This window comes from Mesorhizobium sp. M0626, assembly GCF_040320665.1.
Lineage (GTDB): Bacteria > Pseudomonadota > Alphaproteobacteria > Rhizobiales > Rhizobiaceae > Mesorhizobium.
This window is the reverse complement of sequence record NZ_JAMYQD010000014.1, coordinates 101,878-125,466: the sequence shown is the minus strand read 5'-3', so window position 1 is coordinate 125,466 and position 23,589 is coordinate 101,878. Positions and strand designations below refer to the sequence as shown.

Below are 23,589 nucleotides of genomic sequence, written 5' to 3'. Positions count from 1 at the left end.
ATAACTGCCCAGCCAGAAGGTCCGCACAGCAGCTCCAGCCGCCCTTAATAGCTCGGAACAATTCTCGCGGTTGCCCGTTGGCCACCAAGGACGATGCCTTATGGCCGAGATCAAGAACGTCGACAGGGCAGTCCTCAAAGAGCCAGAGGCAGCGGATGCCAACATTGCGCTCAAAGGAGCCGGAACGCAGGACTCTGATCGGGCGCCGACAAGCCCCAGGACCGCTGGCCATCGGTAAAAATACATGGGGTGTGAAAAGACCCTTTCGCCTCCAGACGCGGCGACGCGCGACCTGTGGCGGGCCGAACCCCACGCCCAAGCGAAACCCGGAGAATAGATGTGCCCCCCAAACCAGAGCCAACCGAAGAGCCGCCAGTGGATGCGCCGACGTGGACGCCGGACATACGCGAGCCTGAGCCGGATCTTCTTCCCGACGAAGTGCCAGTTCCTAATCCGGACGAGAACCGTGATCCGCCAAAGCGAGGCGTGGTGACAGACTGAACAACGAGTTTGGTCCGGCATCCTCCTGCAAAGGCGTTTATCTCGCCGCCGGGTTCAAGATCGCCAGTGAAATGCGACTGGATTTGGCTGCGCCGAATGCTTGACGGATTTGGTCTCGATGGTGTGGACCTGTCGACGCCTCGCCAAGCCTCATTTTCCAAGTATCTGTTCGAACGTGCATTGCTTCGGGCTTTTGTCAGGACGCCATCGCAGAAATTTGGTGCCATGACGGAAACCATCGCCGGTGACATGATCGAACCGCACCTCCGCCACCAGTTCGGGCCGCAATGGCTCCCATTGTCCGCTTCTTTCCGTGCTCCACCGACTGGGACCGCCCGGCGCTTTTCCCGTGAAGCCAGGAGCCGATCGCAAAGCTTCAAGTTGTCGCGTAAGCTTGGCCCTGTCCTCCCGGGCGATCGTCGAAGTGAACCCGACATGGTCGAGTTGCCCCTGGTCATTGTACAGGCCAAGCAACAGGGAGCCGACTTCACGCGAATTCGCCAGGTAGCGGAACCCTCCGACGACACAATCGGCCGTGCGCAGGCGCTTGACTTTGACCATGGCGCGCTCGCCGGGTCGATATTCGTCATCGAGAAGCTTGGCAACGACCCCGTCGGTCGAACCTTGTCCGGATTGGCCAAGCCATCTGCCTGCCGCCGCCAAATCACGCGTCGCCCGAGACAGTTCGAGATCCTTTCGCGCGGCCGACTTTACGAACAGTTCGAGTGCAGCGCGCCGAACCGAGAGCGGCTGCTGCATCAAGGCGCCCTCGGAGGTCGCCAACATGTCAAAGAGGATCAGCTTTGCCGGCGTCGCGACCGACAGTTTCCGGATCCTGCTTTCCGCCGGATGCAGCCGCATCTGCAAGGCGTCGAAAGAAAGAGAGCCTGCAATTTCGATGACGATCTCACCATCGACCACGAACTCTTTTGTTTTCAGTTCATGCAACATCGCGACGACTTCCGGGAAATACCGCCCTAACGGCTTGCCGGATTTTGCACGCAACTCCACGGCCGCGCCGGATTTAAAGGCCAGGCAGCGGAACCCGTCCCATTTGGGTTCGTATTGCCATCGGCCAGCATCGGCCGGCAACGTGTCGGCAGCCTTTGCTTCCATCGGCGCCGTGCTCAACGCCACGCCGAAAGACGATTTTACACTCGTCGGCAGATCGCGAGAGATGGCAGATTCGCCCGTCATGAAAGTTCCGTGGACAACGATGGAGATCGACTCAACGCAGCACTGGTGCCGGCTTTGGAAAAAATCATGCTCCAACAGGGTTAGGTCATGATGAGATTTCAACCAATCTCATCATGACCTGGGACGGTCTACTCGGCAGCCTGCATGTTGATCTTGCTTTCCGCCATTTCGGTGAGCTTGCGATCGGTCGCCTGCTCTTCTTTCAGGTTCTTGGCCAATACGTTGGCGCAGTCACTGCGGCCAAGCTGCTTGGCCCAGGCGATGAGCGTGCCATATCTGGTCATCTCATAGTGTTCGACCGCCTGCGCCGACGCTATCAGCGCCGCGTCTAGAACCTCCTTGTCGTCGACGTCGCCGCTCACATCGTCGGCTTCCTCCAGAATGCCGTCTATCGCCGGGCAGTTGACCTCCTTGGCCTTGACGCCATGCAATTCGAACACCTGTTCGACGCGCTCGATATGGCCTTTGGTCTGCTCGAGGTGTTTTTCGAATCCGGCCTTCAATTGCGGATCGGTTGCCTTGCCGATCATCTTCGGCAGCGCTTTCTCGATCTGCTTTTCGGCGTAATAGATGTCGCGCAGCGTGTGCACGAAGAGATCGTCGAGTGTCTTGATGTCCTTCGAAAAGAAGCCCATGGCCTTACCTTTCATTGTGCAGAAGTTCGGGTTCGGCGGCGGCTTGCCCGCCACCCGCGGAGGCCGGGAACTCGTCCCGGCTTGCTGGTCAACGCACCGGTGCTGGAGGAGTTCCTGATTCCGAGCCGGCCGTTACTCCTTTTGGAGACGCTGCGGTCCATCTCCGGAGGAGCTTTGACCCGATCACACGTTCCATGGTCCAGCGAGGACCCTCAGGCGCACGCCGGCGCGGAAAAACTGACGGCCAGGAGAGCCGAAACGTGCTGTGCGCCGCAAGCTCTCGCAGGCGATGGCTGCCTCGGCAGATGCAATGCCAGCGTCGGGCGCGCACTATTGTCGGGAGAACTCTTGGTCAAGCATGCGAAGGCCCTCTTCATATTTGGCCGCCGACGCTCCGACCTGCCTCGACTGCCAGATGTTGTCCTCCAGATCGGCGCGTTTTACGGGGAGCGCCACTGGGTTCGACGCAGCCCGCCGGACAAAGGCGAAATACTCCTCATCCGGCCTGCGCGACATGGCATCGACCGCCGCGGCAATTGTCGGTCCGAAGCCTGCTTCTTCGAGCTTGGCGCGGGTCCAGCCTTCGCCTTTCTCCAGAACGTCATGAAGGTAGGCAACAGTCTTCTGATCGATTGTCTCGACGGCGTCGACGATACGGCGGCAATGCTCGATGTAGGGCCGCCCGGTCTTATCACGCTGAGACGCGTGAACCTCCTCCGCAATCTTTGCCGCCTGGTAGAAAATGCTCATCGCGCCTGTTGTCTCTGCCTGATGAAACCTATTCGACGATATGTGGCGTGTGTCGCTTGTCCTCGGCAGGATCGACATCGATACGGGCCTTTTCCGGATCGAAAGCGCCGTGACCTGCAATAGCCAGAGCAGCCGCATCGGGCGTTTCGTAGGCCCACATGAAATCATCGGAAGAACTGCCGACGGCGTGGACACGCCAGTAGCTTGCGGTGCCTTTGAGCGGGCACCGGGTGGTGGTGTCGGTCTTTTCGAAAAGATCGAAATAGATGTCCTCGAACGGGATATAGAAAACGGGCTCGTGCCCGTCTTCACGCAGGACCTTCGCCCGCTCCGTAGCTGCGACGATGGCGTCGGAAAACCGCACCGTCACCGTGCCGGAAAACGGTTCTATGGCCAATCGGCCAAGGTTTTGCTGTGAAGTTGCGCCTGAAGTTTGCATCTGAATTTCTCCCTGGCGATTACCGCAAGATCGGTCATGCCTGGAGACGAAATGCGCGGCGGCGCTTCAGGTTCCGGCATGTCCGATGAAGCTGAATGGCAGCCGGCCTTAAAGCGCCTACCGCCTGCCGTATCCAGCAGTACTCGTCAGTAAGGCGCGGTAAAATGCACGTCCAACCCATTCGAAGATTTTGGAAGGACGACACGGTCGTCGCTTCCGTGGAGCGTCAGGGCTGGCACCGAAATGATCTTCGCCGCTACTTGCCGGCGGGCGAGTTCGTGGCTGGAGATGCTCCAGCTGTTTGGCCGTCGTCAGCTGCCGCCTCATGTACGGGCTCCGGGGCGGCCTCAGTTGCTGCCAAGTGGGCCGCAAGGTCCCTATAGACCTTGTCCCTGCCGCCATCGTGTTTAGCGATCAGGCCAAGTAGGTCATGACGGCTTAGCTTTGCAATCTTCATTAGGAATTCGAATTCGTGCTTCGGAATCGAGGCTGCTAAGCGATCGAGTTTGGCCCGCCGGGTCTCTTTGGACACATGTGCTCCTACGTATCCAGCCATGCGAGGCACGTACTCGGAGGCCCGCCATTGTCTTGATGGCGGGCCTTCGGGCGGCCGAAGCCGCTAGGTCCATCGGCTACTTGTTGCAATTTTGCACGGTCGAGGTCGTTGTGCCACTTGCAGTGTTGTTATCGATGTCATTGCCTGCGGCGTCCTTGCAACGGTCGGTCATGCCGTTCGATTTTGTAGTCGAGTTTGTGGAATTCGGATCGGTTGGCACGGCCGCATTCCCGCTGCCAGTGCCATTGCCAGCGGCGCCGCCGCTGCCAACAGTTCCAGTACCAGTTCCATTACCCGTGCCAGCCGTGCCGCCAGCACCCGTTCCATTTGTCTGCGCCAAGGCGGAACCGGCCAAGGCAATAGTTAGCACCGACGCGGCTAGAATTTTCTTCAACATTGGAGTCTCCGTGTTTGAATCGCCGAATTGCGATCGCTTTCCCAACGACAGGTTTTTCTCATTGTTCCCGGCGTAATGGATTGTGATCCGCAGCAGCCTTCGTCGAGGTGGACACTCTTGACGGCGCACGAATTGTGATGAGACCTGACAAGGGCAGGATGGGCTTTGTTCAACACCAAAGCGATATGTTGGGCGCGGCTGCATGCATCCGACGCGGATCGCGATGCGGAATGTGGGCAAGACGGGTTACAACAGAAGCGGCGATCAGAGCTGCGAGCGAACCGGCCGCCTTGATGTTAATCTGACGGTTGAATCTCAAGACCATTCCGACGCAGGAGCAGAACGCATGCCGGCTCGATCCGAAGGATTTACAATCGCTCTGGCTCACAACGGGGATGCACGAACGCAGGCGGCCGCTGCGCTCTATCGACACAACATCGAACAAACCGGAATCGATGACCGGGCAGTGATCGGCGCGGAGCTTACCGACCCCTCGGGAAAGATCTGGGGTGGAATTTGGGGCAGAACGGAACTGGGGCTCCTGTTTCTCGACATGTTCTTCTTGCCTGATAAATTGCGTGGCCGATCCTATGGATCACAGCTTCTTATGGCGATCGAGGAGGAAGCCGTTAGGCGTGGATGCAAGAGAGCCGTCGTCGAGACGAGCAGTTTCCAGGCGCCTCAATTTTACCGGCATCATGGGTTTGAGGAATTCGGCAAGGTCGAATTCGTTATTCCAGGACACGCCCGCATCTTCCTTCGCAAGAACCTGCAGTAATCTTTGCGGAGGCGCCATCTGCACGAACGGCTGTTCGCCGGCAAAACGCCGGCGCCTTAGCCCTCCCAGCCGTAGCCATCTACTCCCGAAGGTCCTTTTGCCCTTTCCATCCAGGAAGCTCGGTCATCGGGCATAGCAGCCGCGGTCGCGCCGGATCGGAGATATCGAGTTTATCCCAGGGAATGCGGTACAGGCCGTCGCGGCGGCGCAGCCGAAGCAGGTCGAGCATCGCGATGCCGATGGTCGAGGCCGACAGACGCTCGAACGCGGCGTAGATGCCAACGTGGAATTCAGTAACGACGAGCTCGTCGCCACGCTGTTCGGCGAGAATCTCTTCGATGTGACCGATGCTCTTTCCGCGCTGCGAGAGCACGCGTCGCCCGGCAAGATGTTCGAGGTTGACTGTCCTCATCATCACGCTCCTGGGATGCGCCCGATGACATGATCGCGCAACCAGTCCTGCCAGGCGAAAATCGACGTCTCGCCCACCTCGATGTCACATTCGATGTCGAGCCCGTTGTCCTGCACCTTTTTCCACGCAATCCTGTGTGGCACGGCGTGGCGTTTGCCACCCACCCTCGTCGCCAGTTGCGCCATCCATTCCCCGGGCCGCGCGCCAAGGCGGCGCGCCAAAGTGATGGAGCCGAGTTCTATCGCGACAATCCTTGGTGGTTTGCCCCGCCGCAACTCGGCCACCACTCCGTCGACCTTGCCGATCTTGACCCGCCGGCGGTCGAACACCTGCTTGTCCAGGAGATCACGCATCAATTCCATCATGTGCCTCCGAATATCTGCAGCGGAATCGTCACCACGGCGAGCACGAAGGCAAGCGCGATAATGAAGACAACGGCGGCATTCGAAATGATGCCGTTGCGATGTTCGCCGACATAGCGTTCGTCATTCAGCAGGAAGAGAAATGGAACTACCGTCAGCGGAAGGCTCGCCGCCGTTACCGCCATGGAAAAGATGGTCAGCCTCAGTGGGTCGAGGCCAAGCATGATCGGAATGGCGGCCAAAAACAATGATGCCGTATAGACGGCACTGAAGCCCGGATCATCGCGCGGCTTGCGATCCTCGCCCCAGGTCCAGCCAAAGCCCTGTGCCACCAGATATGCCTGTTGCAACCCGACTTCGAGTGCGGCGCCGAAACAGGCAATGGCGAGCGAGGCAACGAATAGAACGAACCCCCAGAAGCCGAATATAGGGATCAGCATCAACGGCAGTTGGTGATAGTCGTCCACCTGGTCGATGCCGCGCGTCGCGAGAACGAGAGCAGCGACGATCAACACGCCGATCGAAATGGTCCCACCGAAGGTCATGCCCAGCCCAGCGATGGCACGATTGGCTCCCAGGTGGCTTTCATCCCATTTGTCCTCGATAGCTCCCGAGGAATAGAACATGAAAAGATAAGGCGATATCGACGCGCCGAGAATGCTGGCCGCCATGAACCAGTAATTGATGGCATCGTGAGCCGGCAGCGACGGCACGGCGCTGCCAGCGACCGCTGTCCAGTCGGGCTTTAACAACACCGCACCAACCACGAAGCACAGCGTCACGAGGCCGAGGACCGAAACGCCTTTCTCGATAAAGCCAAACGTGCCTTTCCATAGCAGCAGCCATGCCAGCAACGCCACCGGCAGTGCCCACCACTGGAAGCCTATGCCGGTGGCAAGTTCGAGTGCGATGGCCACACCGCCGATCTCAGCGGACAGCACCATGAAATTGACGAGAAGGACGACGAGCAACGGCCATAGGAAGACGTTGAACCCAAATCTTTCACGAATGCCCTCTGAGATCGTGTGATGGCTCATCGCGGCGAACCGACCGGCCATTTCAACCAAAAAGATGATGCATATGGTGCCGAGAACTATGGCCCAGATTAGCTGGAATCCGAAGGCGGCACCCGCCTGCGCCGCCGTAGCCATCGACCCGACTTCGAGGAAACCTCCGACACTGGTGACGACGCCAAGCGATATTTCCAGAAGCTTCTTCACGGCTTTGGTCCGAAAGCGCTGGTGTAAGCGGCGGCGAGCGAGCGCATGGCCGCCCGAAGATCCTGTTGTGCGCTTTCCACCTCAGTGCGATTGTTCACCCGCAATCCCGCCTCGGCATGCGCCACCGCCACCGACAAACTGTTGACTGCTGCCGTCAGTCCTGCTCGCCCGGCTGGTTCAGCGGTCTTGGCCGATCGAATTTGCGCCTCGACATCGGCCAGCGTTTTTCCGACCGAGTGCAGTGCGGCCGTGGCATAGGCGGACGGTGCCGCTCCCTCCACCCAGGCATCCAGCACCATCGATACGGTCTGTGCCGCGGAGGCCGCTGTTCGTGATTGCTGCGCCACCTGATTGGAAGACGAGCATCCGGCCAACCCGGCTAGAATCAGAAGCAAGCACAGGCAGCCAACCGGAAAATGACGGTCGTTATGGGGTACAGCGCGCGTTGGATGCGCCACGCGGATTTCCTCCCCGGCCCGAACCAACTGCGTCCGGCATCAATGATCTAGAGCGCTCGGAGAGCTCGTCAAACGAAACCGACGACGAGCCTGTGAGGTCGGCTAGTCCCACGTAACAAAACGCTCCATCCCGGACAGCCGTGAAAGTGCGGGGGCCCGCGCTTCTCTTTGGCGCGGAGAAGCGCGGGCAGATCGGGCTGAGGGGATGACCCGATCGCGCAGCATCAACATGGGAGGGCAACAACGCTGCACGGTTCGAACTTCCAACTGGGCCACTTGTTCCAACTTCAACTGATCCGTTCTGAGTACTCAATCCATGCGTTCGGGGGGCCTTTTTTTGAAGGTAGGCCATCGCGAGTTCTCATGGCGTAGAACGGTTTTTGTCGCAACGGCTCTCTATGAATGCGCGCGACGACCGCGACGACGACCGTCGCCTGACCGTCATGACAGCGCACGATCAATCCAGCCCAAACGCCGCGGAACAATTGTGCCCGCTCGTGGTTCCGATGGCACGAAGATGGAGGATATGATGACGGACGCCAAACTCGCTGTGGTGACCGGCGCCTCGAGTGGCATCGGAAGGGAACTCGCAAAGCTGTGCGCTAAAGACGGTTACGACCTGATCATCGCCGCCGACGAGCCGGCTATCCGGCAGGCGGCAGAGGCACTTGAGACCCACAATGTAACGGTCGAAGCCATTGAGGCCGATCTGGCGACCGTCGAGGGCGCCGATCGGTTGATCTCCCAGATCGGCGATCGCGATATCGACCTGTTGTTTCTCAATGCGGGACGCGGGCTCGGCAACGGCTTCGTCGACCAGGACTGGCGAAAAGTCCGCCGGATCATCGACACCAATGTCACCGGAACGGTCTATCTGGCGCATGAACTCGGCGCCAAGATGGCCCGGCGAGGTCGCGGACGCATCCTGTTCACCGGGTCGATCGCCGGCTTCATGCCCGGAACATTCCAGGCCGTCTACAACGGCACGAAGGCATTCATCGATTCCTTCTCGATCGCGCTCCGCCATGAGCTGAAAGATAGCGGCGTGACGGTCACCGTGCTGATGCCTGGCCCCACGCAGACGCGATTCTTCGAGCGCGCTGAAATGATGGATACCAAGGTCGGCTCCGATGAAAAGGACAATCCGGCCGATGTCGCCAAGACGGGTTACGAGGCGATGATGGCCGGTGATGAACAGGTCGTCAGCGGTTGGAAAAACAAGCTGCAGGTCGCCGCCGCGCATGTCACGCCGGCAGGCACCTTGGCCGAACAGCACCGTAGGATGGCCGAGCCGGGGTCGGCGTCCAGCGACTGAGCCAATATTCGCGTCATCAAAAGGGCTGGCATTCCCAAGGCCGCATGTGCTGCGCGAGGCAATCTATCGCTGCCGCAGGGGCGGCACCATCTCGGTTGCCGGCCTCTATGTTGGTCTGGTCGATCACATCCCGTTTGGCGGCGATGAATAAGGGACCGGCTTTCCGGATGGGCCAGACGCATACGCAACGCTACCTGGAACCTTTATTGGCGATGGTCCAGAACGGCGAAATCGATCCCTCCTTTCTGATTACCCACCGGCCGATCTGGAAGCAGGGCCGGTCTGTACAAGACGTTCCGCTACAATCAGGAGGTTCTGTCAAAGTGGTGATGCGGCCTCACAGCTAAGACGGGCAAGGCGACCGACACTCACTGCAATCACAAGGGAACATTCGCGTCGACGGCCGGTTAGGTGCCACTTCCGTAACGGTCACCTGCCGTCAAAGCGAGCCCATGATGAACCACGACCAGCATGACAATGTACCAGACGCAGCGCGTAGACCTGTCGCTGGAAGCATGGCGGGAGGAATTCTCGCCGCTTATGCTTCCACGGCGTCAGCCGATACGGGAACAGTGCCTGCTAAAGCAGGCCCTGCGAGCCCGATGCTCAAACAGAATCCGGTGACGCAATATCCCCAGCCGCCGTTCAAGCCACAGGAACAGAAGTGGCCGGGTTTGGCCAGCAAGATGGTGCCGCGCCCGGATCACGGCGAAACGACCTACAAGGGATCAGGCAGGCTTGCCGGTCGCAAAGCGCTGATAACCGGCGGCGATTCCGGAACCGGTCGTGCGGCGGCGATTGCATTCGCGCGCGAGCGTGCGGACGTTGCTTTCGGCTACCTCCCCGAAGAACAGGAAGACGCCGACGAACTGGTGGACCTAATAAAAGCGGCAGGTCAAAAGGCTTGCCGGCGATATCCGCAATGAGGCCTTTTGCAGAAAGCTGGTCGATGAAGCAGCAACGCCCCTCGGCGGTCTCGACATCCTGGTCAGCAACGCTGCCCGCCTCACTAGAGTCCACGGTCCTCAAAAAGGGGCGCCAAGGCCACCGCTCCTTAGGCGTGGTGGGCTTTCAGACCGTCTACAGGAGGAACCAATGGCCGGCGATGAAATAGAAAGAAGGCGACTGCAGATGTTGATCGAACAATATCTGGAGACCCGTAAGCGACGGCACGATTTCGTGTCGATCGCGAATGCCGAACTCGCGATCAAGGCTGTCATGCCGCATTGCCCGGTGTCGAGCGCAGCGTTGGCAGAGATGATTGCCGCTGGCGCCGTCACTTACGGCCTTGGCGTCCTATTCGACGCGAGGAAAACCGAGGGCGAACTGCCCGTTGTTTGATAGGCTCACACGGCTGACCAATCGTCGCGCGGTGGCGAACTTTCGCCCAGCGCTGGAGTACGCCAGACCGCGAGCATGCCAATCGTGCCGGCCGGATCGCAGGCACTTGCCGGCGACGCCGGCTCGGGCCTGGACCCGAATGTCGTCTCATATCTGGTGAAAAACCAGTGTCTTTGTGCAGTTATCGGGCTTCTCGTTGGGTTGGCACCGTTCCGCTGTCCTGGTGTCTTGCCAAAGCTGTCGGTTGAACACCGAGCATATTTCGCACGGCCTCGACCAGCGCGGCAGCCCACACGGGTTTTGACAGCATCTTGTGATGACGCAAATCCTGCGGGATGTCGGATGCCGTGTACCCACTGACGAAAACAAACGGAATTCCGCGTTGCGCTAGAAGAGGGACAAGGGCAGCGCTGGTCTCGCCGCCGAGACCAATGTCCAGGACCGCGGCAGATATGACTTCACTCTCGATCAGCTTTTTCGCGCGAGCAACGGACGGCACTGGCCCGGCGATGGCGAAGCCGGCCTCTTCCAGGATTGCGCGGTGCTCCTCCGCGACCAGCCATTCATCTTCGACGACAAGGATACGAGATGCAGTCACGTTTCGCTCTCCCGATGATCAAACGGAAACTCAATCCGCAAGCTCAAACCATCGGAACCGAAAGATGTTTCAAAATTTCCGCCAAGCCGATACTCAATTTCGCCTTTCACCAGCGAAAGACCAAATCCCGTCTTCTCAGGCGGACTGACAGCGGGACCGCCGCTTTCTAACCATTCGAGCTGAAAACCGTGATCCGACGCCGACCAAGTCACGGACACCACGCCGTTTGGCACGGACAAGGCGCCATATTTTCCAGCATTCGTGGCAAGTTCATGGACCACCATGCCAAGCGACAGACCCTGCTGAGGCTTGAGCCGAATGTCCTCGCCTGTGGTGTTGATGCGTTCCAGCCCGAACGGCTCGACTTCCTGCCGCACGATTTCCTCTACCGAGACCTCTTTCCAGCTTTCGCGCGAGAGCACTCCGTAGGCCCGCGCCATGGCGCGCAGGCGACCGATGAGCGCTTCGGCGAAAGCCTCCGAAGAGGGAGCATTTTTCAGGGTCTGACTGGCAATGCTGACCGTAACAGCCAGCATGTTCTTGACCCGATGATTGAGTTCCGAGATCAATACCCGCTGGTGGGCTTCGGCTTCAGCCATGGTCGTCACATCGACAAAGGTCACCACCACACCCTGGATTTTCCGCACGCTGTCGCGGTAGGGGATCAGCCGCACGAGATAGTGGACGCCGTCGCTATCGCGCGGCAGCTGGTGCTCGATCATCTCGCCGGCTTTGAAAACCTGCGCGATATGGTCGCGCAGGTGCGGATAATCGAGCCGGCTGGCAAGATCGGTAAGCGGTCTTCCGATGTCGGTCGGCAGCAAATTGAAGAACGAAGACGCCGCCGGCGTGAAGCTGCGGATAACCAGCTTGGTATCGAGAAAAACAGTCGCGATCTGTGTGCTCTCGAACAGGTTCTTCAGATCGCTGTTGGCCCGATCGAGATCCTCGATCTTGGAAACCAGTTCGGCATTGATGGTGTTCAATTCCTCATTGAGGGACTGCATTTCTTCCTTGGAAGCCTCAAGCTCCTCATTGGATGACTGGGCTTCTTCGTTGACCGAGACGAGTTCCTCATTGGAAGATTTCAACTCCTCCAATGCGGTCTCATATTCTTCGATCGTCGATTGCAGGCGCTCGCGCGTATCGCGGAGCTCGCGCTCGAAATCAGCAATCCCGGATGGCTGTCGAACCTTTAGAGCCTCCAGCCGCGGCTGCGGCTGGCCCACCGGTTCGAACAGGACGAGAAACAGCGGCTCGCCGCTGCCGCGATCAACCAAGGGCTCGATCGTCAATGTGACGAATTGGACACGATCTTCATCTTCTTCAATGGCTATCGCTTCGCGCACAACCGTGCGCCGGCCTTCGGCCGCTTCCCGCAAAGCGCCGCGCAGTTCCAGACGCAGGCCGCTGCGTGCCATTGTGAGCAATTGTCTGCTCGGCACCCCTTGCGGCGGCTCGAGATATTTGCCGGTTCTGACCGAGTAATAGACGACATCTCCATCACCATTGATGACGACATGGGCCGGAGCGTAGCGTTCGAGAACATGGGCTTCAACGGTTTGCCTTAGGGAATAAGACAACCCGCGGCGGGCATGAGTGTCATTGGCGCTGGAAAAGTTGCTTGCAGGCGCAGCATTCAACAAGATCGGCAGCCGCGGCGGCGCCGTATGTTCTCGTGCCTTGAATATCCGTTGTTTCTTGTCGACCGGTGCAAACAGATCGGCATGCTGGCTTATGCTCTCGGAGGTGCCAAGGAACAGATAGCCGCCGGGCTTCAGCGAATAGTGGAAGGTCGGAATAACCTGCTTTTGCACATCGGGGCCGAAATAGATCAGCAGGTTCCGGCACGACACCATGTCCATGCGCGAGAAGGGTGGATCACGGATGACGCTGTGCGCCGAGAAGATGCAGAGATCACGTACGCTCTTGCTCAAGATGAAACTTGTGCCGTCATTGCTGAAGAAGCGTTCGCGACGTTCAGGCGAAACGCCCGCAAGCAATGACTCCGGATAGCGCGCCGAACGTGCGATGCCCAACGCCGCGTCATCGATGTCCGTGGCGAAAATCTGGATGCGCGGCACAGCCGAAAGTGTATCCATATGCTCGCGCATCAGCATTCCGATCGAGAAGACTTCCTCGCCGGTTGCGCAGCCGGGCACCCAGACGCGGATCGTATCGTTGGCGTCCTTGCCTTCGAAAAGTTTGGGGATGACGGTCTCTTCCAGGGTCTTGAAAGCGTCCGTATCGCGGAAGAAATTTGTCACGTTGATCAGCAGATCGCGAAACAGCGACCGCACTTCCTCCGCATTTGAACGAAGCAACTCTATATAGGCATCGATCGCGGTGTTCTGCGTTATTTGCATGCGTCGCCTGACGCGACGCAAGAACGTCTTGGCCTTGTAGCCCGAGAAATCATGTCCCGAATGGCTGCGCAGGATCGCGTAGATTTCCTCCTGGCCCTTGCGGAGTTTCAAAGCACTGGCCTTGCCATCGTCAGCTTCAAGCTCGTCGAGCAGTTCAAAGCTATGGGCAAATTCCATGAGTTTCGCACCCATCTCATCGGCCGGGATGGCGATATCGATCAGACCGGAACTGATCGCGCTGCGCGGCATGTCGGGATTGCTCGGACCCGACTCGTCGGAGAGTTGCGCCAGCGTCAGGCCGCCATGCTCCTTGATTGCCTTGATGCCCAACGTACCGTCGGAATCGCCGCCCGACAGGACGACGCCGACGGCGTATTCGCCCTGATCCTCGGCCAGCGCGCTGAAAAAGATATCGATGGGCTTGCGCTCCCTGGACACGGAATTCGGTTGGCGCAGCTTTAGGCTGGAATTTTCGATGGTGAGGATCGCATTGTGCGGCATCACGTAGACGGTGTCAGGATGGATATCCATTCCATCTTCAGCGACACGAACCGGAATTCCGGTGTAAAGCGCAATCACTTCGTGCAGCAGACTTTCCCGTTCCGGGCTGAGATGCGTGACGATCACGAACGCCATCCCGCTCGAAGACGGCATCCCGCGAAAAAATCCCTCCATGGCGGCAATGCCGCCCGCAGAGGCGCCAATACCGACTATGGGGAACCTCGGCAGCTTTTGCATCAATTGTCCTGCTTCAGTGAAATGCAACGCGGCAGCGCTGATTTCGATCCAATGTGTAAACCGTTCCTACTCAAATTCCCATCCCGCACCGCCGATAGCCACGGAACCGATGGACGCGACCGCCGTTTAAAGCCCGGAGGGCTGCTATGTTATTAGGCATGCGAATTCTGCTCGTCGAGGACGAATTCTTGCTGGCAAGCGAACTTGCCTCTTATTTCAGCGATTGTGGGGCGACCGTTTTGGGGCCGGTGTCGTCAGTCAGCCGGGCTCGACGATATATCGATTCAGCGGATGGGGCGGTGCTGGACATCGACCTCAACGGTGAGACTGTTTTTCCCCTCGCCGACGAGCTGACGGACAGAGGCATCCCGTTCGTATTCTTCTCCGGAAACGATCAGATCACCCTGCCGGAGCGGTTCCGATACACCCAAAACCTCTCCAAGCCGGCCGGGTTCAGGACGGTTGCCGGGATCCTCGCCGCGCAGTCAACAGCGCTTGGTGAAGACAACGTTTTCCGCGCTCTTCCAAAACTGAGGCTGTCCGCGCGGCTGCTGCTGGGCGACCCACAGGCGGCCGATCGCCTCGTCGAACGGACATTGAAGGCGGCGCTGGAGGAGCGGTTGTCGCGACATGACCTTCCCTTGAGCGAATGGCTCAACACACTCATGGAGGAGGTGCTCAGCAACGACAGGTCTGGCATTATGAATTAAGATTGTCCGATGGTTTGCCGCAGGCCGCCCTGTCGACCGCCCCCCGCCACGGTACCCTCCCCCAAGAGCGTTTCGCTTCGTCTTGCAAATACGGCCGCATTCCTGCTAGAAATCCTCGTGGCCAAACCTCCGCAAACCAAACCTGACTCATTCCGCGATCCTGTTGAGGGCGACGCACTCGCAGCGCTGCTCGACGAAATCGCGGAAGAGGAAACACCTGAACGGCTGTTGAAGCTCGCCCTTGAGCTGCAGCAGCAACTGCTGTTGTCAAAGCAGCTGAAAAATCCCAACTGAACGGCCTGCAGCTAGGCATCTTGATTTGCCTCGAGTTCCACGATGGCGTCATCGCCTCGTTCGCCAGACCGATGCTGCTGCGGTAATCTTTCTGCGCTCGATGTGGGCGAAACCCCAGTCTCAATAGCTCAGCGGTTCCTGCGCCCAGAAGGCCCTGATCCCATCATGACGCCGATGAGACGACCAGGAAGATCAGGCCAACTTGGGTCGCAGCCCAAGGTCGATCACTGCTGCCCTGGCATCTCGGTATTTTCTTGCGGGTTCTTTTTAACGCCGGGCGCGGGTGATGTCTCGGCGGGGGCATTGCCGCCTTGGTTCTGTTCCGGGGTGCGCTTTACTGGCGATGTCTGCCACGATCCGCCTGAAAGGGGTATGAACACAAAGAAGGCTAGCAGTGCGACGAAGATCACAGCCGCAATGACGACGCCCCACCCGAGTACATTTCGGGTGCCACGCTGTTCTTCCTTCCGGGACACATGCTCCGTCATCACTGGACTCCTTTGTGTCATTCGATGAAGTACAAATTTATCGTGCAGATCGACCGCACGGTCTGCTCTTCCCCGGCGCCGGCCACCGGCACAGCTGAAGAAAGCTGAAGCTAATCTTCTCCAGCTTTTCGGCTGCCTGGTTTGGCGACCCGCTTTGGCGTTTCCGGCACTGCCGGTTTCTGCTCGGGTGCAGGCGAATTGACCGCCTCATGCGCCAAACGGGCTTTGCGCAATCGCGCCGTTTTCTCTTCCCGCGCTTTACGCTCGGCTTCCATTGCTCCTTGTGCGTAGAGGGTGGCTCGTGCGTCTCTGTCGTTTGCGGATCCACTGGCCGCCATAGTCAGCCCTCCGCCTTGTAATTTCTTGCTTCCTTCTTGGCGCCGTCTTTGCCGTGCTCGGCTGCAAGCTCTTTGGCCTGCCCGGGTGACACGTCGGTGACTTCGGCCAACTTGATTGCCTCTTTTTCAGAGAGATCACTGTCCTTTCGCGTGGGGTTCCTTGTCATCGCAGATCTCCTATCAGAGCCCAAACGACCGGACCGGCGGTGTGTTCCGTGGAACCTTCGATAGCCACCGATTGAGGCGGGCTATCGCGCTTCCGGCAACGAGCGAAAAGTTTCTGATGCGGGCTGACAAGGTACATGATCAGCTTCAAGGCCTTTCGAACTGCTAGGCAAGCCGGGTTATGGCCGGGCTATGGCCGCGTGGGAACCCGTGACACACGGACTGATTCAGGCATCGATGCCAGGCGCTAGTTCTCGCCCGCGAGCGTGGCGAGAAATGACCGCCGCCATTCTGCTGCGTCATTGCGCGTGATGCGCTTGAGCAGTGCACTATGCCTTGCAATTCTTTGCCCAAGCGGCATCGCGAGCGCTTTTGCGATCGCGTCGGCAACCTCGTCGACCGCATACGGGTTCACGATCAAGGATTCGGCAAGTTCTTCGGCCGCACCTGCAAAACGCGACAATACCAGCACTCCGGGATCGGCTTCGTCCTGCGCGGCTATGTATTCCTTGGCGACGAGGTTCATTCCGTCACGCAGGGGCGTGACCAATCCGACCTGGCTAGCGCGCAACAGGCCAGCAAGCCGAGAGCGTGATACGGCACGGTGGATGTAGCGGATCGGGGTCCAAGCCAAATCCGCGTATCTTCCGTTGATCGCGCCGGCGGTTGCCTCAAGCTGGGCCCGGATGTCGGCATAGGCGCTGACCTCCTCGCGCGTCGGCGACGCAATCTGCAAATAGGTTGCCGCTCGCTCGTGTTCCGGATGCCTTTCCAAAAGACGAGCGAAAGCCTGCATGCGGCCGGGGAGACCCTTGGAGTAGTCCAGCCGATCGACGCCGATGATTTGCTTGAGGCCCAGAATCTGGCGGCGCATGGAATCGATCTGCACATCCTCCGCCGCCTCATTGGCCATGCGTGCGATTGAATCGACGTCGATGCCGATCGGAAAACATCTCGACAACACCGTGCGGCCGTTCATCTCAGCCGAACCATTGATATCAAAAGTAATGGAGTTGGCCGCCTGCACTGAGCGCCGGAAATTCCCCACGTCCGTTTCGGTCTGGAACCCCACGACGTCATATTGAAGCAGGTCATCGATGAGTTCTTTATGATCGGGCGTGGCTACAAACAGGTCAGGCGGCGGGAACGGTATGTGAAGAAAAAACCCGATCCGATTCCGGACTCCCAGCCGCCGCAACTGGGCGGCCAAGGGGATAAGGTGGTAGTCGTGAACCCACACCAGGTCGTCGTCGCCCGACAGCAGTCCTGCGAGCGCCTTCGCGAACCGCGCATTGATCTGCCGGTAAGCCTGTAGAAACTCTGCCCGGTGGTTCACGAGGTCCAGTCGGTAATGAAAAAGCGGCCACAGCGTGCTGTTGGCATAGCCATTGTAATAGAGCGAATACTCCTCATACGGCAGGGTAAGCGCAGCTGTCTCGATCTTTCCCACGCGTTCCAAGCGGATCAGCGGTTCGTCGCTCGCGGCGTAGTCCTGATACTCGGCGCTTGCTCCTAGCCATAGGCCTCCACGCTCGGCCAACGCATCCCCGATGCCTACAGCAAGTCCGCCGGCTTGCAGATCGCGAATGTTCCCCAGCCTGTTCGAGACGACAACCAGACGACGCGGGATGGCGCGATCGCCCGTTAGCTCAGCCTCCCCACCTACGGCGTCGCGCTCAAGGGGATCACCAACCGTTTGCGAGGCCTCGTTGAGAATTTCGTCCGGTCGCTGCAACAAGAGCAAATCCTGAGCGTGAAGATTCGCTTGGGGAACGGTCCGCGCGTGCGATTGTTCCCGACGTAAGTGTCCAGCCGGATTCGCTGGTTCTCGGCCCGCTCGGGCGCCTTTTTCAGCGGCTCTCGCAGGATCGTCGTCGGACGCACCGGTGATGAGGCCTTGATCCAGCATGCCGAGCAGCCGTGGCTTTGGCGACGGCCGGACTTACCGCTTTGGTATTCATGCTGCCGGATCTCCTGCCCTGTCATATCAACTCCCCACCTTGGCAAAAGCGTCAACTGACCAAACCGTCAGTCCACCTCGATTACCTTGCGCGTCGGCTTTCGTTGACGGGGCGGCGGCTTTACCGCTGCGGGCGCGGGCGGGGTCTGCGCTATCGATGCCTCCAATAACTGTCGCTGTTCTCTAAGCCGCGCCGTCTTGGCTTCCCTGGCATGCCGCTCCGCTTGCAACAGCAACTTGGCTTCTCGATCCGCCCTCTCGATCTTTTCCCTGTCGATGCGTCGTGTTTTCAAGGTCGCCTCCTTTGGTCAGACGGCGAACAAAGTGCGGACCTGAAAAAATGTTCCCAACAAATTAAGGCCTGACCTGCCTCAAATGATATTGACGAGCAGCCCGCCGGTTGCGCGTCTGCGGCTCTCTGACGTCCAAAGGAACTGCTTGCCGTCCGCGGCGTTACGCCACCACGCTGGCCGGAAGATTACCATGGACGACAAACCCCGAACGACGATCAGAAAACCGGCCCGGATTGATCGAGGGCGTTGCTTTTGCGGAGCCATCACAGCTGAATTCAGTGGCGATCCCTTTTGGATTTGTTTCGACCACGACGATGACTGCCGACGAGCGATCGGCAGCCCACTGACGATCTGGATTGGCTATCGTCCAGATCAGGTCGATTGGCTCGGCCCAAAACCAAAAACATTCTCGAAAACCAGGGGCGTCGTGCGCTCCTTCTGTTCGGAATGTGGCACCTCGATTGGGTACACCGATGAAGGCTTGCCAAACGAGTTCTACATCTCGATCGGATTCATGGACGCGCCCGAGAAGTTCCATCCCCAAGCTCAAGCCTATTGGGAAATGCGACTGCCGTTTATCAGGATGGATGACGGTTTGCCTCGCGTCGAGGGCTACACCCGGGCGCGCGACCCCGCCCTGGGCAATCCCAGAGACCGGTGAGGCAGGAGGTTGGACTTTGGGCCTCGTACCTGCAAGCCAGCGCGAACCGACGTCGTCATGCGGCGAGCTTTGCTGAACCGATCCGTTTGATGGCGATGCTGATCGACCGTTCGCCATCGTCGTAGTCGGCCCAGGCGACGGTCTTTTTCAGGTGGCCCGGAACCGTGCGAACGGTGTATTTTTTCGGATCGAGATCCGCCTTCACCTGACTCCAGGTCAGCGGCATGGATACAGTCGCGCCTTCCCTGGCGCGAGGGGAGAGAGGGGCGACGGCTGTCGCCATGCGATCATTCCTGAGATAGTCGAGAAAAATCCGGGATGTCCGCAGCTTCTTGGCCATGTTGACGAGGTAGAGATCCGGGCTATCTGCCGCCATCTGGATGCAGACGGCCTTTGCGAAGGCCTTGGCCTCGGCCCATGTCGTCTTGCTGCGTTCGGCCGCCAATGGCGTCACGACATGCAAGCCTTTGCCCCCCGTGGTTTTGCAGAAGCTCACCAAGCCCAGATCTTCGAGACGATCGCGCATTTCCTTGGCTGCCGCGACCACCTTCGCAAAAGGGACTTCCGGACCGGGGTCAAGGTCGAAGACAAGTCGGCCAGGTATTTCGGGATGACCCGGCTGGCAATTCCAGGGGTGAAGCTCAAGGCCGCCTATCTGGGCGATCGCGGCCAGACCCTCGACGCGGTCGATGTGCAGATACGGTTTGTGATCGCCGAAGACTTTTACCAGTTCCAGCAGATTGGATGTGCCTGGCATTGCGTGGCGCTGGAAAAACTGCTCGCCGGCGTAGCCATCCGGCGCGCGCACGAGTGAACAGGGACGACCTTTGATATGTCTGATCATCCAGGGGCCAACGGTCTCGAAATATTCTGCAAGATCGAGCTTGTCGACGGGCTGACCGTCGCCGGCATTCGGCCAAAGCGGCTTGTCCGGCTTGGAAATGATGACGCCCATGACAACCGGGCTTTTTCCTGTCTTGCCAGTCACCTTGGCAGGGTCGGCAATCGGCGTCTCTTGAGGATCAGCTGGACGCTCGGCCTCGACGTCTTTTGCGGGCTTGTCTTCACGCAGGCCTTTGAAGGCGGCCTGCCGGATATTGCCACCCCCGGTCCAGCCGGCGAACTCGATTTCCGCGACCAATTCCGGCTTCGTCCAGAAGACGGTTGAATTCCTTTTCGGTGCGCCATCGCCGGTAAACGGCGACGTCGCGGCTTTCATCTCCTGCAGCCTGGGCATCAGCTGCTTGACCTTTGCCTCGCTGAATCCGGTCCCCACACGGCCGATATAGGCGAAATGTTCACCGCGATTGACGCCGACGAGCAATGACCGGAATTTGCCGTTGGTCGTCGACCAGCCGCCGATGACCACCTCATGCCCGGCGCGGCATTTCGATTTGGCCCAGGTGTCGGTCCTCCCCGAAACATAGGTTGCATCGGCCCTCTTGGAGACAATCCCCTCAAGCGAAAGGCGACAGGCAGAACGCAGCACCGCGTCGCCGCCATTGCTGAAGTGCTCGACATAGCGGATGAGATTTTGCGCGCCGCGATCGACTTCGCCGAGCATCTCGCTCAGACGTTCCTTCCGTTGTGAGAGAGGCATCTTTCGCAGATCGACGCCATTTGCGAAGAGCAGGTCAAAGGCAAAGTAGATCAGGTCCTTCGTCCGGCGCTCCGACAGCGCTGCCTGCAGTGCGGCAAAATCGGGCGCGCCGTTCTCGCCAAGCGCTACGATCTCGCCGTCGATGATGACGTTGGGAAGACTGGCGGCCTCCTTTGCGATGGCGCCAAATTTCTCCGTCCAGTCAAGACCCTTGCGGGTCCTAAGCGCGATGTCCTTGTCTTCCACGCGCAACTGGACGCGATAACCGTCAAACTTGATTTCGTGAACCCAGTTCGTCCCGGCCGGCGGCCGGGAGAGCGTCGCGCAAAGCTGTGGTGGGATGAAGTCGGGCATCTTCGCCGCTGAGGCACCAGCGGCTCGCTTCGGCCGCGGAGCAGGCTTTGCCGACCTGGCGGCGCGCTTGTCGGCATGGCCGCGCTTGCTGTCCCAAACGGCATCCGCATCGGCCAACGATGAACCTTTCATCATGAACGGCTTCGGACCTGCCCCCTTCCCCGCTGCAATCCTCTCCATGCTCCGACCCGAGGCGACGGATCGATCCTGAGCCAGCACCGCATCGCCATTGCCCTCTGTCGCGTATTTGTCGCGGTGTTTGATCAGCAGCCAGTTGGTCCGCTTCCCGCCATTGCGGTCATGCTTCATGCGCACGAGGACGAAGCTTCCATGCAGGCGCTTGCCCTGCAGCGTGAATTTCAGGTCGCCTTTTTCCAACGCCTTTTCGGGAGACATGGCGCCTTCCGGTTCCCAATATCCGCGATCCCACAACTGCACCGTGCCGCCACCATATTGTCCTTTGGGAATTGTGCCTTCGAAGTCGCCGTACTCCAGCGGGTGGTCCTCAACCTCCACGGCAAGTCGTTTGTCGTGAGGATCCAGTGATGGACCTTTGGTCACAGCCCATGATTTGAAGACCCCGCCAAGCTCGAGGCGAAGATCATAGTGCAGCCGCGTGGCCGCGTGTTTTTGGATGACAAACCGAAGTCGATTCGAACCCGCAATCGAGCTTTCGCCGCTGGGCTCTTTCGTCTTCGCGAAGTCCCTTTTGGCCCGGTAGGTTGAAAGCTCGCCCGTTTTCATGGAAGTGCCCCGACTAATGACGCAACGCCGGACTCAACGCAGTGGGTGAGATTTGGTTCGGTTCATGGCCGAGACGGCGCCGATGCTGCTTTTCCGCTTCAGAGTGGCATCGCCGTCAAATGTAGGCCTTCACGGAGATTACACGTCATGTCGTCACCGCTGACGTTAAGGTTCCTTGGTTTGCCCAACCATTTTTGCAAGCTCTGAAAATGGTGGGATGTCCAGTTCGCCTTGCGCGTTGTTTGCGATCTGCAGAAGCCTGATCGGGAAGCAGATCGCGTCACGGTTGGCCGGTGACATGTCTTCGTAGGTCCGCTCGTCACCTGTCATGGACGCCTCTGCCTTTCGCAGGGCGGTATCGATCTCGTCAATTGACAGCAGACCTTTGTGAACGAGCAGGTTGTTGATTGACGCGACCGCCATCATCAACCCTTCAAGCTGAAGATTGGCAACGTTCATGGCTTAACCGTGTTTCCGCTGCCCGGCCTCGCCGGGGCGTTCTGGCCATCGGATTGGTGCGTCTTGTCATCCACCTCATTGACTGGCCGCGTCAGACCGACCCCACTCTTGGGTTTCTTGTTGCCGGCCGCATCCTGAGAGAACGCATCCGAAGGATCAGGACCTGTTCTAGCCGGGTACTTCGTTGCGCCGGTCTCGCGACGGTTTTCATTATCAGGCATTTTTGATCACTCCAATCGGATGACCGATAACCATTACGAGCCCGGCGAGTTCCGGCGCCGCATGGAACATTTCTGGCCGTTCGTGCAGAGACAAGCGGGCGTGTCTCTGCAATCGCGCCTCGCGCACTGGCGGCAGGTCTCGCTTTCGTTGCCGACAGCACTAGGTTGCTCGTGAGGCAAAAGGAATTCCCCATGCGGGTGGCACGCGAGGCCTGGGTTCTTGGCAAGGAGAGCATCCTCGGATTCATCAACGACAATGCCCTCAGCCACGGTGCGGCGATGGCGTTCTATGCCGTTACGTCCCTGGCCCCGATCTTGTTGATCGTTGTTGCGATTGCTGGACTTGTCTTTGGGCATGAAGCAGCTCAACTCGCTCTGTCGGCCGAAATCGCAGGCGTGATGGGATCGCAAACCGGCGACCTTCTGCGCAGCACCATCGAAAGCGCTTCTCACAGAACCGCCGGCACTGTTGCCACCTTGGTGGGCATCGTCACCCTCTTCGTGACAGCCTCCGGGGTGTTTGGCGAAATGCAGCTTTCGCTCAACACAATCTGGAAGATTGACCCACCACCCATGTCTGTGTCGCGATTGGTGCGGGCGCGGGCGGCCAGCCTGGGTCTGGTTGCAGCGTTGGGATTTCTACTGCTTGTGTCGTTGGCGGCGAGTGCCGCCATTTCCGCGCTTGGCGCTGTCATCAACGCCCATCTGCCGTTCGGCACGATCATTCTCGCGTCGATAAACGGCATTGTATCCTTCGTGCTGATTTCCGCTCTGTTTGCCGCGATCTTCAAGATCCTGCCGGACCGGTCGCTCGCTTGGCGCGATGTCGCAATTGGCGCGGCAGTGACCGCTTTGCTCTTCACCATCGGCAAGTCGCTGATTGGCTGGTATATCGGAACCAGCGCGATCGCATCCTCCTATGGCGCGGCGGGTGCACTGCTGGTCGTGCTGCTTTGGGTTTACTATTCGTCTGAGATCTTCCTGCTCGGCGCCGAGTTCACGCGGGCCTATTCCGTCCGTCTCGGCAGTCGGTCCGACCTTCAACCGATAGTGGAGGCAGAGAGCCCGTCGCGACAGACATCGAACCCTGGGCCAACTATCCAACGCGAGGTGCAAGCCTGGATTGTGATCACGGGTTTGCTGACCTTCGTGGCGACACGGGTCTGGCCATCGCGGCGATCTTAGCTGCTTCCCACCAATTCTGTTTCTTTGGAACGCAACCCGGACACCGGAATTGCA

General features: G+C 59.1%; 23 protein-coding genes and 1 pseudogene. 8 read left to right on the top strand and 16 right to left on the bottom strand.

Translation table 11 applies throughout. The annotated features are described in order from the left end of the window. Positions 1–651: 651 nt before the first annotated feature. From NKI37_RS19265 to NKI37_RS19245, 5 genes are all read right to left on the bottom strand, one after another. Positions 652–1,698, bottom strand: a complete 1,047-nt coding sequence (locus tag NKI37_RS19265; protein WP_352787366.1) for an ATP-dependent DNA ligase — start codon at positions 1,696–1,698, stop codon at positions 652–654. Between the two features lie 128 nt (positions 1,699–1,826). Continuing rightward, a complete protein-coding gene (locus tag NKI37_RS19260) occupies positions 1,827–2,333 on the bottom strand; it encodes a YciE/YciF ferroxidase family protein (RefSeq protein ID WP_023668075.1) in 507 nt (168 codons plus the stop codon). Positions 2,334–2,663: 330 nt separating this feature from the next. Beyond that, positions 2,664–3,083: an HD domain-containing protein gene (locus tag NKI37_RS19255; RefSeq protein WP_023733187.1), complete on the bottom strand. Its 420-nt coding sequence runs from the start codon at positions 3,081–3,083 to the stop codon at positions 2,664–2,666. 28 nt (positions 3,084–3,111) lie between these two features. Continuing rightward, a complete protein-coding gene (locus tag NKI37_RS19250) occupies positions 3,112–3,522 on the bottom strand; it encodes a DUF427 domain-containing protein (RefSeq protein ID WP_023704637.1) in 411 nt (136 codons plus the stop codon). Positions 3,523–4,154: 632 nt separating this feature from the next. Beyond that, on the bottom strand, positions 4,155–4,475 hold the full coding sequence (locus NKI37_RS19245; RefSeq protein ID WP_031193045.1) for a hypothetical protein: 321 nt from the start codon (positions 4,473–4,475) through the stop codon (positions 4,155–4,157). 202 nt (positions 4,476–4,677) lie between these two features. Between NKI37_RS19245 and NKI37_RS19240 the strand changes: the two genes are divergently transcribed. Further along, on the top strand, positions 4,678–5,253 hold the full coding sequence (locus NKI37_RS19240; RefSeq protein ID WP_352787370.1) for a GNAT family N-acetyltransferase: 576 nt from the start codon (positions 4,678–4,680) through the stop codon (positions 5,251–5,253). 79 nt (positions 5,254–5,332) lie between these two features. On the opposite strand, the gene NKI37_RS19235 is transcribed toward NKI37_RS19240, so the two are convergent. The 4 genes from NKI37_RS19235 to NKI37_RS19220 are packed head-to-tail and all read right to left on the bottom strand — an operon-like array spanning position 5,333 to position 7,705. After that, the gene (locus NKI37_RS19235; RefSeq protein WP_023736049.1) at positions 5,333–5,665 is read right to left on the bottom strand and encodes a hypothetical protein; all 333 of its coding nucleotides are present in this window, start codon (positions 5,663–5,665) and stop codon (positions 5,333–5,335) included. 2 nt (positions 5,666–5,667) lie between these two features. After that, the gene (locus NKI37_RS19230) at positions 5,668–6,030 is read right to left on the bottom strand and encodes a hypothetical protein (RefSeq protein ID WP_245260609.1); all 363 of its coding nucleotides are present in this window, start codon (positions 6,028–6,030) and stop codon (positions 5,668–5,670) included. Next, complete coding sequence (locus tag NKI37_RS19225; RefSeq protein ID WP_023681168.1) at positions 6,027–7,247, bottom strand: NRAMP family divalent metal transporter; 1,221 nt, start codon at positions 7,245–7,247, stop codon at positions 6,027–6,029. Before NKI37_RS19225 ends, NKI37_RS19230 begins: the two co-directional genes overlap by 4 nt. Beyond that, positions 7,244–7,705: a hypothetical protein gene (locus NKI37_RS19220; RefSeq protein WP_352787374.1), complete on the bottom strand. Its 462-nt coding sequence runs from the start codon at positions 7,703–7,705 to the stop codon at positions 7,244–7,246. The genes NKI37_RS19225 and NKI37_RS19220 overlap by 4 nt, the downstream gene beginning before the upstream one ends. A gap of 517 nt (positions 7,706–8,222) precedes the next feature. On the opposite strand from NKI37_RS19220, the gene NKI37_RS19215 reads away from it, so the two are divergent. From NKI37_RS19215 to NKI37_RS19205, 3 genes and pseudogenes are all read left to right on the top strand, one after another. Then, on the top strand, positions 8,223–9,020 hold the full coding sequence (locus NKI37_RS19215) for an SDR family NAD(P)-dependent oxidoreductase (protein ID WP_023696321.1): 798 nt from the start codon (positions 8,223–8,225) through the stop codon (positions 9,018–9,020). 602 nt (positions 9,021–9,622) lie between these two features. Continuing rightward, positions 9,623–10,025 (top strand): annotated as a pseudogene (locus NKI37_RS19210) (SDR family NAD(P)-dependent oxidoreductase); the annotation flags it as partial. A 90-nt stretch (positions 10,026–10,115) separates the two neighbouring features. After that, positions 10,116–10,361 (top strand): hypothetical protein, encoded by a 246-nt coding sequence (locus NKI37_RS19205; RefSeq protein WP_023712187.1) that lies wholly within the window; start codon positions 10,116–10,118, stop codon positions 10,359–10,361. Between the two features lie 181 nt (positions 10,362–10,542). Here NKI37_RS19205 and NKI37_RS19200 read toward each other — a convergent pair whose 3' ends face one another. Both NKI37_RS19200 and NKI37_RS19195 read right to left on the bottom strand, forming a co-directional pair. After that, a complete protein-coding gene (locus NKI37_RS19200) occupies positions 10,543–10,959 on the bottom strand; it encodes a response regulator (RefSeq protein ID WP_023700039.1) in 417 nt (138 codons plus the stop codon). Then, positions 10,956–14,063: a CheR family methyltransferase gene (locus tag NKI37_RS19195; RefSeq protein ID WP_352787377.1), complete on the bottom strand. Its 3,108-nt coding sequence runs from the start codon at positions 14,061–14,063 to the stop codon at positions 10,956–10,958. Before NKI37_RS19195 ends, NKI37_RS19200 begins: the two co-directional genes overlap by 4 nt. 158 nt (positions 14,064–14,221) lie before the next feature. On the opposite strand from NKI37_RS19195, the gene NKI37_RS19190 reads away from it, so the two are divergent. Continuing rightward, on the top strand, positions 14,222–14,773 hold the full coding sequence (locus tag NKI37_RS19190; RefSeq protein ID WP_352787380.1) for a response regulator: 552 nt from the start codon (positions 14,222–14,224) through the stop codon (positions 14,771–14,773). A gap of 117 nt (positions 14,774–14,890) precedes the next feature. Then, complete coding sequence (locus NKI37_RS19185) at positions 14,891–15,067, top strand: hypothetical protein (protein WP_023681160.1); 177 nt, start codon at positions 14,891–14,893, stop codon at positions 15,065–15,067. 224 nt (positions 15,068–15,291) lie between these two features. Here the strand turns inward: NKI37_RS19185 and NKI37_RS19180 are convergent, their stop codons facing one another. The 3 genes from NKI37_RS19180 to NKI37_RS19170 form a co-directional block, all read right to left on the bottom strand. After that, positions 15,292–15,555 carry a hypothetical protein gene (locus NKI37_RS19180; RefSeq protein ID WP_023681159.1) on the bottom strand — a complete coding sequence of 88 codons (264 nt, stop codon included), beginning with the start codon at positions 15,553–15,555 and terminating at the stop codon, positions 15,292–15,294. 750 nt (positions 15,556–16,305) lie between these two features. Continuing rightward, on the bottom strand, positions 16,306–17,796 hold the full coding sequence (locus tag NKI37_RS19175; protein ID WP_023712191.1) for an alpha,alpha-trehalose-phosphate synthase (UDP-forming): 1,491 nt from the start codon (positions 17,794–17,796) through the stop codon (positions 16,306–16,308). A 290-nt stretch (positions 17,797–18,086) separates the two neighbouring features. Then, a complete protein-coding gene (locus NKI37_RS19170) occupies positions 18,087–18,311 on the bottom strand; it encodes a hypothetical protein (RefSeq protein WP_023712192.1) in 225 nt (74 codons plus the stop codon). 190 nt (positions 18,312–18,501) lie between these two features. On the opposite strand from NKI37_RS19170, the gene NKI37_RS19165 reads away from it, so the two are divergent. Beyond that, a complete protein-coding gene (locus tag NKI37_RS19165) occupies positions 18,502–18,972 on the top strand; it encodes a GFA family protein (RefSeq protein ID WP_050590555.1) in 471 nt (156 codons plus the stop codon). A gap of 55 nt (positions 18,973–19,027) precedes the next feature. On the opposite strand, the gene ligD is transcribed toward NKI37_RS19165, so the two are convergent. Then, positions 19,028–21,670, bottom strand: a complete 2,643-nt coding sequence (gene ligD / locus NKI37_RS19160; RefSeq protein WP_352787384.1) for a DNA ligase D — start codon at positions 21,668–21,670, stop codon at positions 19,028–19,030. A 165-nt stretch (positions 21,671–21,835) separates the two neighbouring features. After that, positions 21,836–22,129 (bottom strand): hypothetical protein, encoded by a 294-nt coding sequence (locus NKI37_RS19155; protein WP_023687836.1) that lies wholly within the window; start codon positions 22,127–22,129, stop codon positions 21,836–21,838. Positions 22,130–22,542: 413 nt separating this feature from the next. Between NKI37_RS19155 and NKI37_RS19150 the strand changes: the two genes are divergently transcribed. Beyond that, positions 22,543–23,535 (top strand): YihY/virulence factor BrkB family protein, encoded by a 993-nt coding sequence (locus NKI37_RS19150; RefSeq protein WP_023748070.1) that lies wholly within the window; start codon positions 22,543–22,545, stop codon positions 23,533–23,535. Positions 23,536–23,589: the final 54 nt, after the last annotated feature.

Excerpts from the sequence above, each read along its gene's own strand:
- NKI37_RS19265 (WP_352787366.1), bottom strand. The coding sequence starts at position 1,698 with ATGACGGGCGAATCTGCCATCTCTCGCGATCTGCCGACGAGTGTAAAA.
- NKI37_RS19260 (WP_023668075.1), bottom strand. The coding sequence starts at position 2,333 with ATGGGCTTCTTTTCGAAGGACATCAAGACACTCGACGATCTCTTCGTG.
- NKI37_RS19255 (WP_023733187.1), bottom strand. The coding sequence starts at position 3,083 with ATGAGCATTTTCTACCAGGCGGCAAAGATTGCGGAGGAGGTTCACGCG.
- NKI37_RS19250 (WP_023704637.1), bottom strand. The coding sequence starts at position 3,522 with ATGCAAACTTCAGGCGCAACTTCACAGCAAAACCTTGGCCGATTGGCC.
- NKI37_RS19245 (WP_031193045.1), bottom strand. The coding sequence starts at position 4,475 with ATGTTGAAGAAAATTCTAGCCGCGTCGGTGCTAACTATTGCCTTGGCC.
- NKI37_RS19240 (WP_352787370.1), top strand. The coding sequence starts at position 4,678 with ATGCATCCGACGCGGATCGCGATGCGGAATGTGGGCAAGACGGGTTAC.
- NKI37_RS19235 (WP_023736049.1), bottom strand. The coding sequence starts at position 5,665 with ATGAGGACAGTCAACCTCGAACATCTTGCCGGGCGACGCGTGCTCTCG.
- NKI37_RS19230 (WP_245260609.1), bottom strand. The coding sequence starts at position 6,030 with ATGATGGAATTGATGCGTGATCTCCTGGACAAGCAGGTGTTCGACCGC.
- NKI37_RS19215 (WP_023696321.1), top strand. The coding sequence starts at position 8,223 with ATGGAGGATATGATGACGGACGCCAAACTCGCTGTGGTGACCGGCGCC.
- NKI37_RS19205 (WP_023712187.1), top strand. The coding sequence starts at position 10,116 with ATGGCCGGCGATGAAATAGAAAGAAGGCGACTGCAGATGTTGATCGAA.
- NKI37_RS19195 (WP_352787377.1), bottom strand. The coding sequence starts at position 14,063 with ATGCAAAAGCTGCCGAGGTTCCCCATAGTCGGTATTGGCGCCTCTGCG.
- NKI37_RS19190 (WP_352787380.1), top strand. The coding sequence starts at position 14,222 with ATGCGAATTCTGCTCGTCGAGGACGAATTCTTGCTGGCAAGCGAACTT.
- NKI37_RS19180 (WP_023681159.1), bottom strand. The coding sequence starts at position 15,555 with ATGACGGAGCATGTGTCCCGGAAGGAAGAACAGCGTGGCACCCGAAAT.
- NKI37_RS19165 (WP_050590555.1), top strand. The coding sequence starts at position 18,502 with ATGGACGACAAACCCCGAACGACGATCAGAAAACCGGCCCGGATTGAT.
- ligD (WP_352787384.1), bottom strand. The coding sequence starts at position 21,670 with ATGAAAACGGGCGAGCTTTCAACCTACCGGGCCAAAAGGGACTTCGCG.
- NKI37_RS19155 (WP_023687836.1), bottom strand. The coding sequence starts at position 22,129 with ATGAACGTTGCCAATCTTCAGCTTGAAGGGTTGATGATGGCGGTCGCG.
- NKI37_RS19150 (WP_023748070.1), top strand. The coding sequence starts at position 22,543 with ATGCGGGTGGCACGCGAGGCCTGGGTTCTTGGCAAGGAGAGCATCCTC.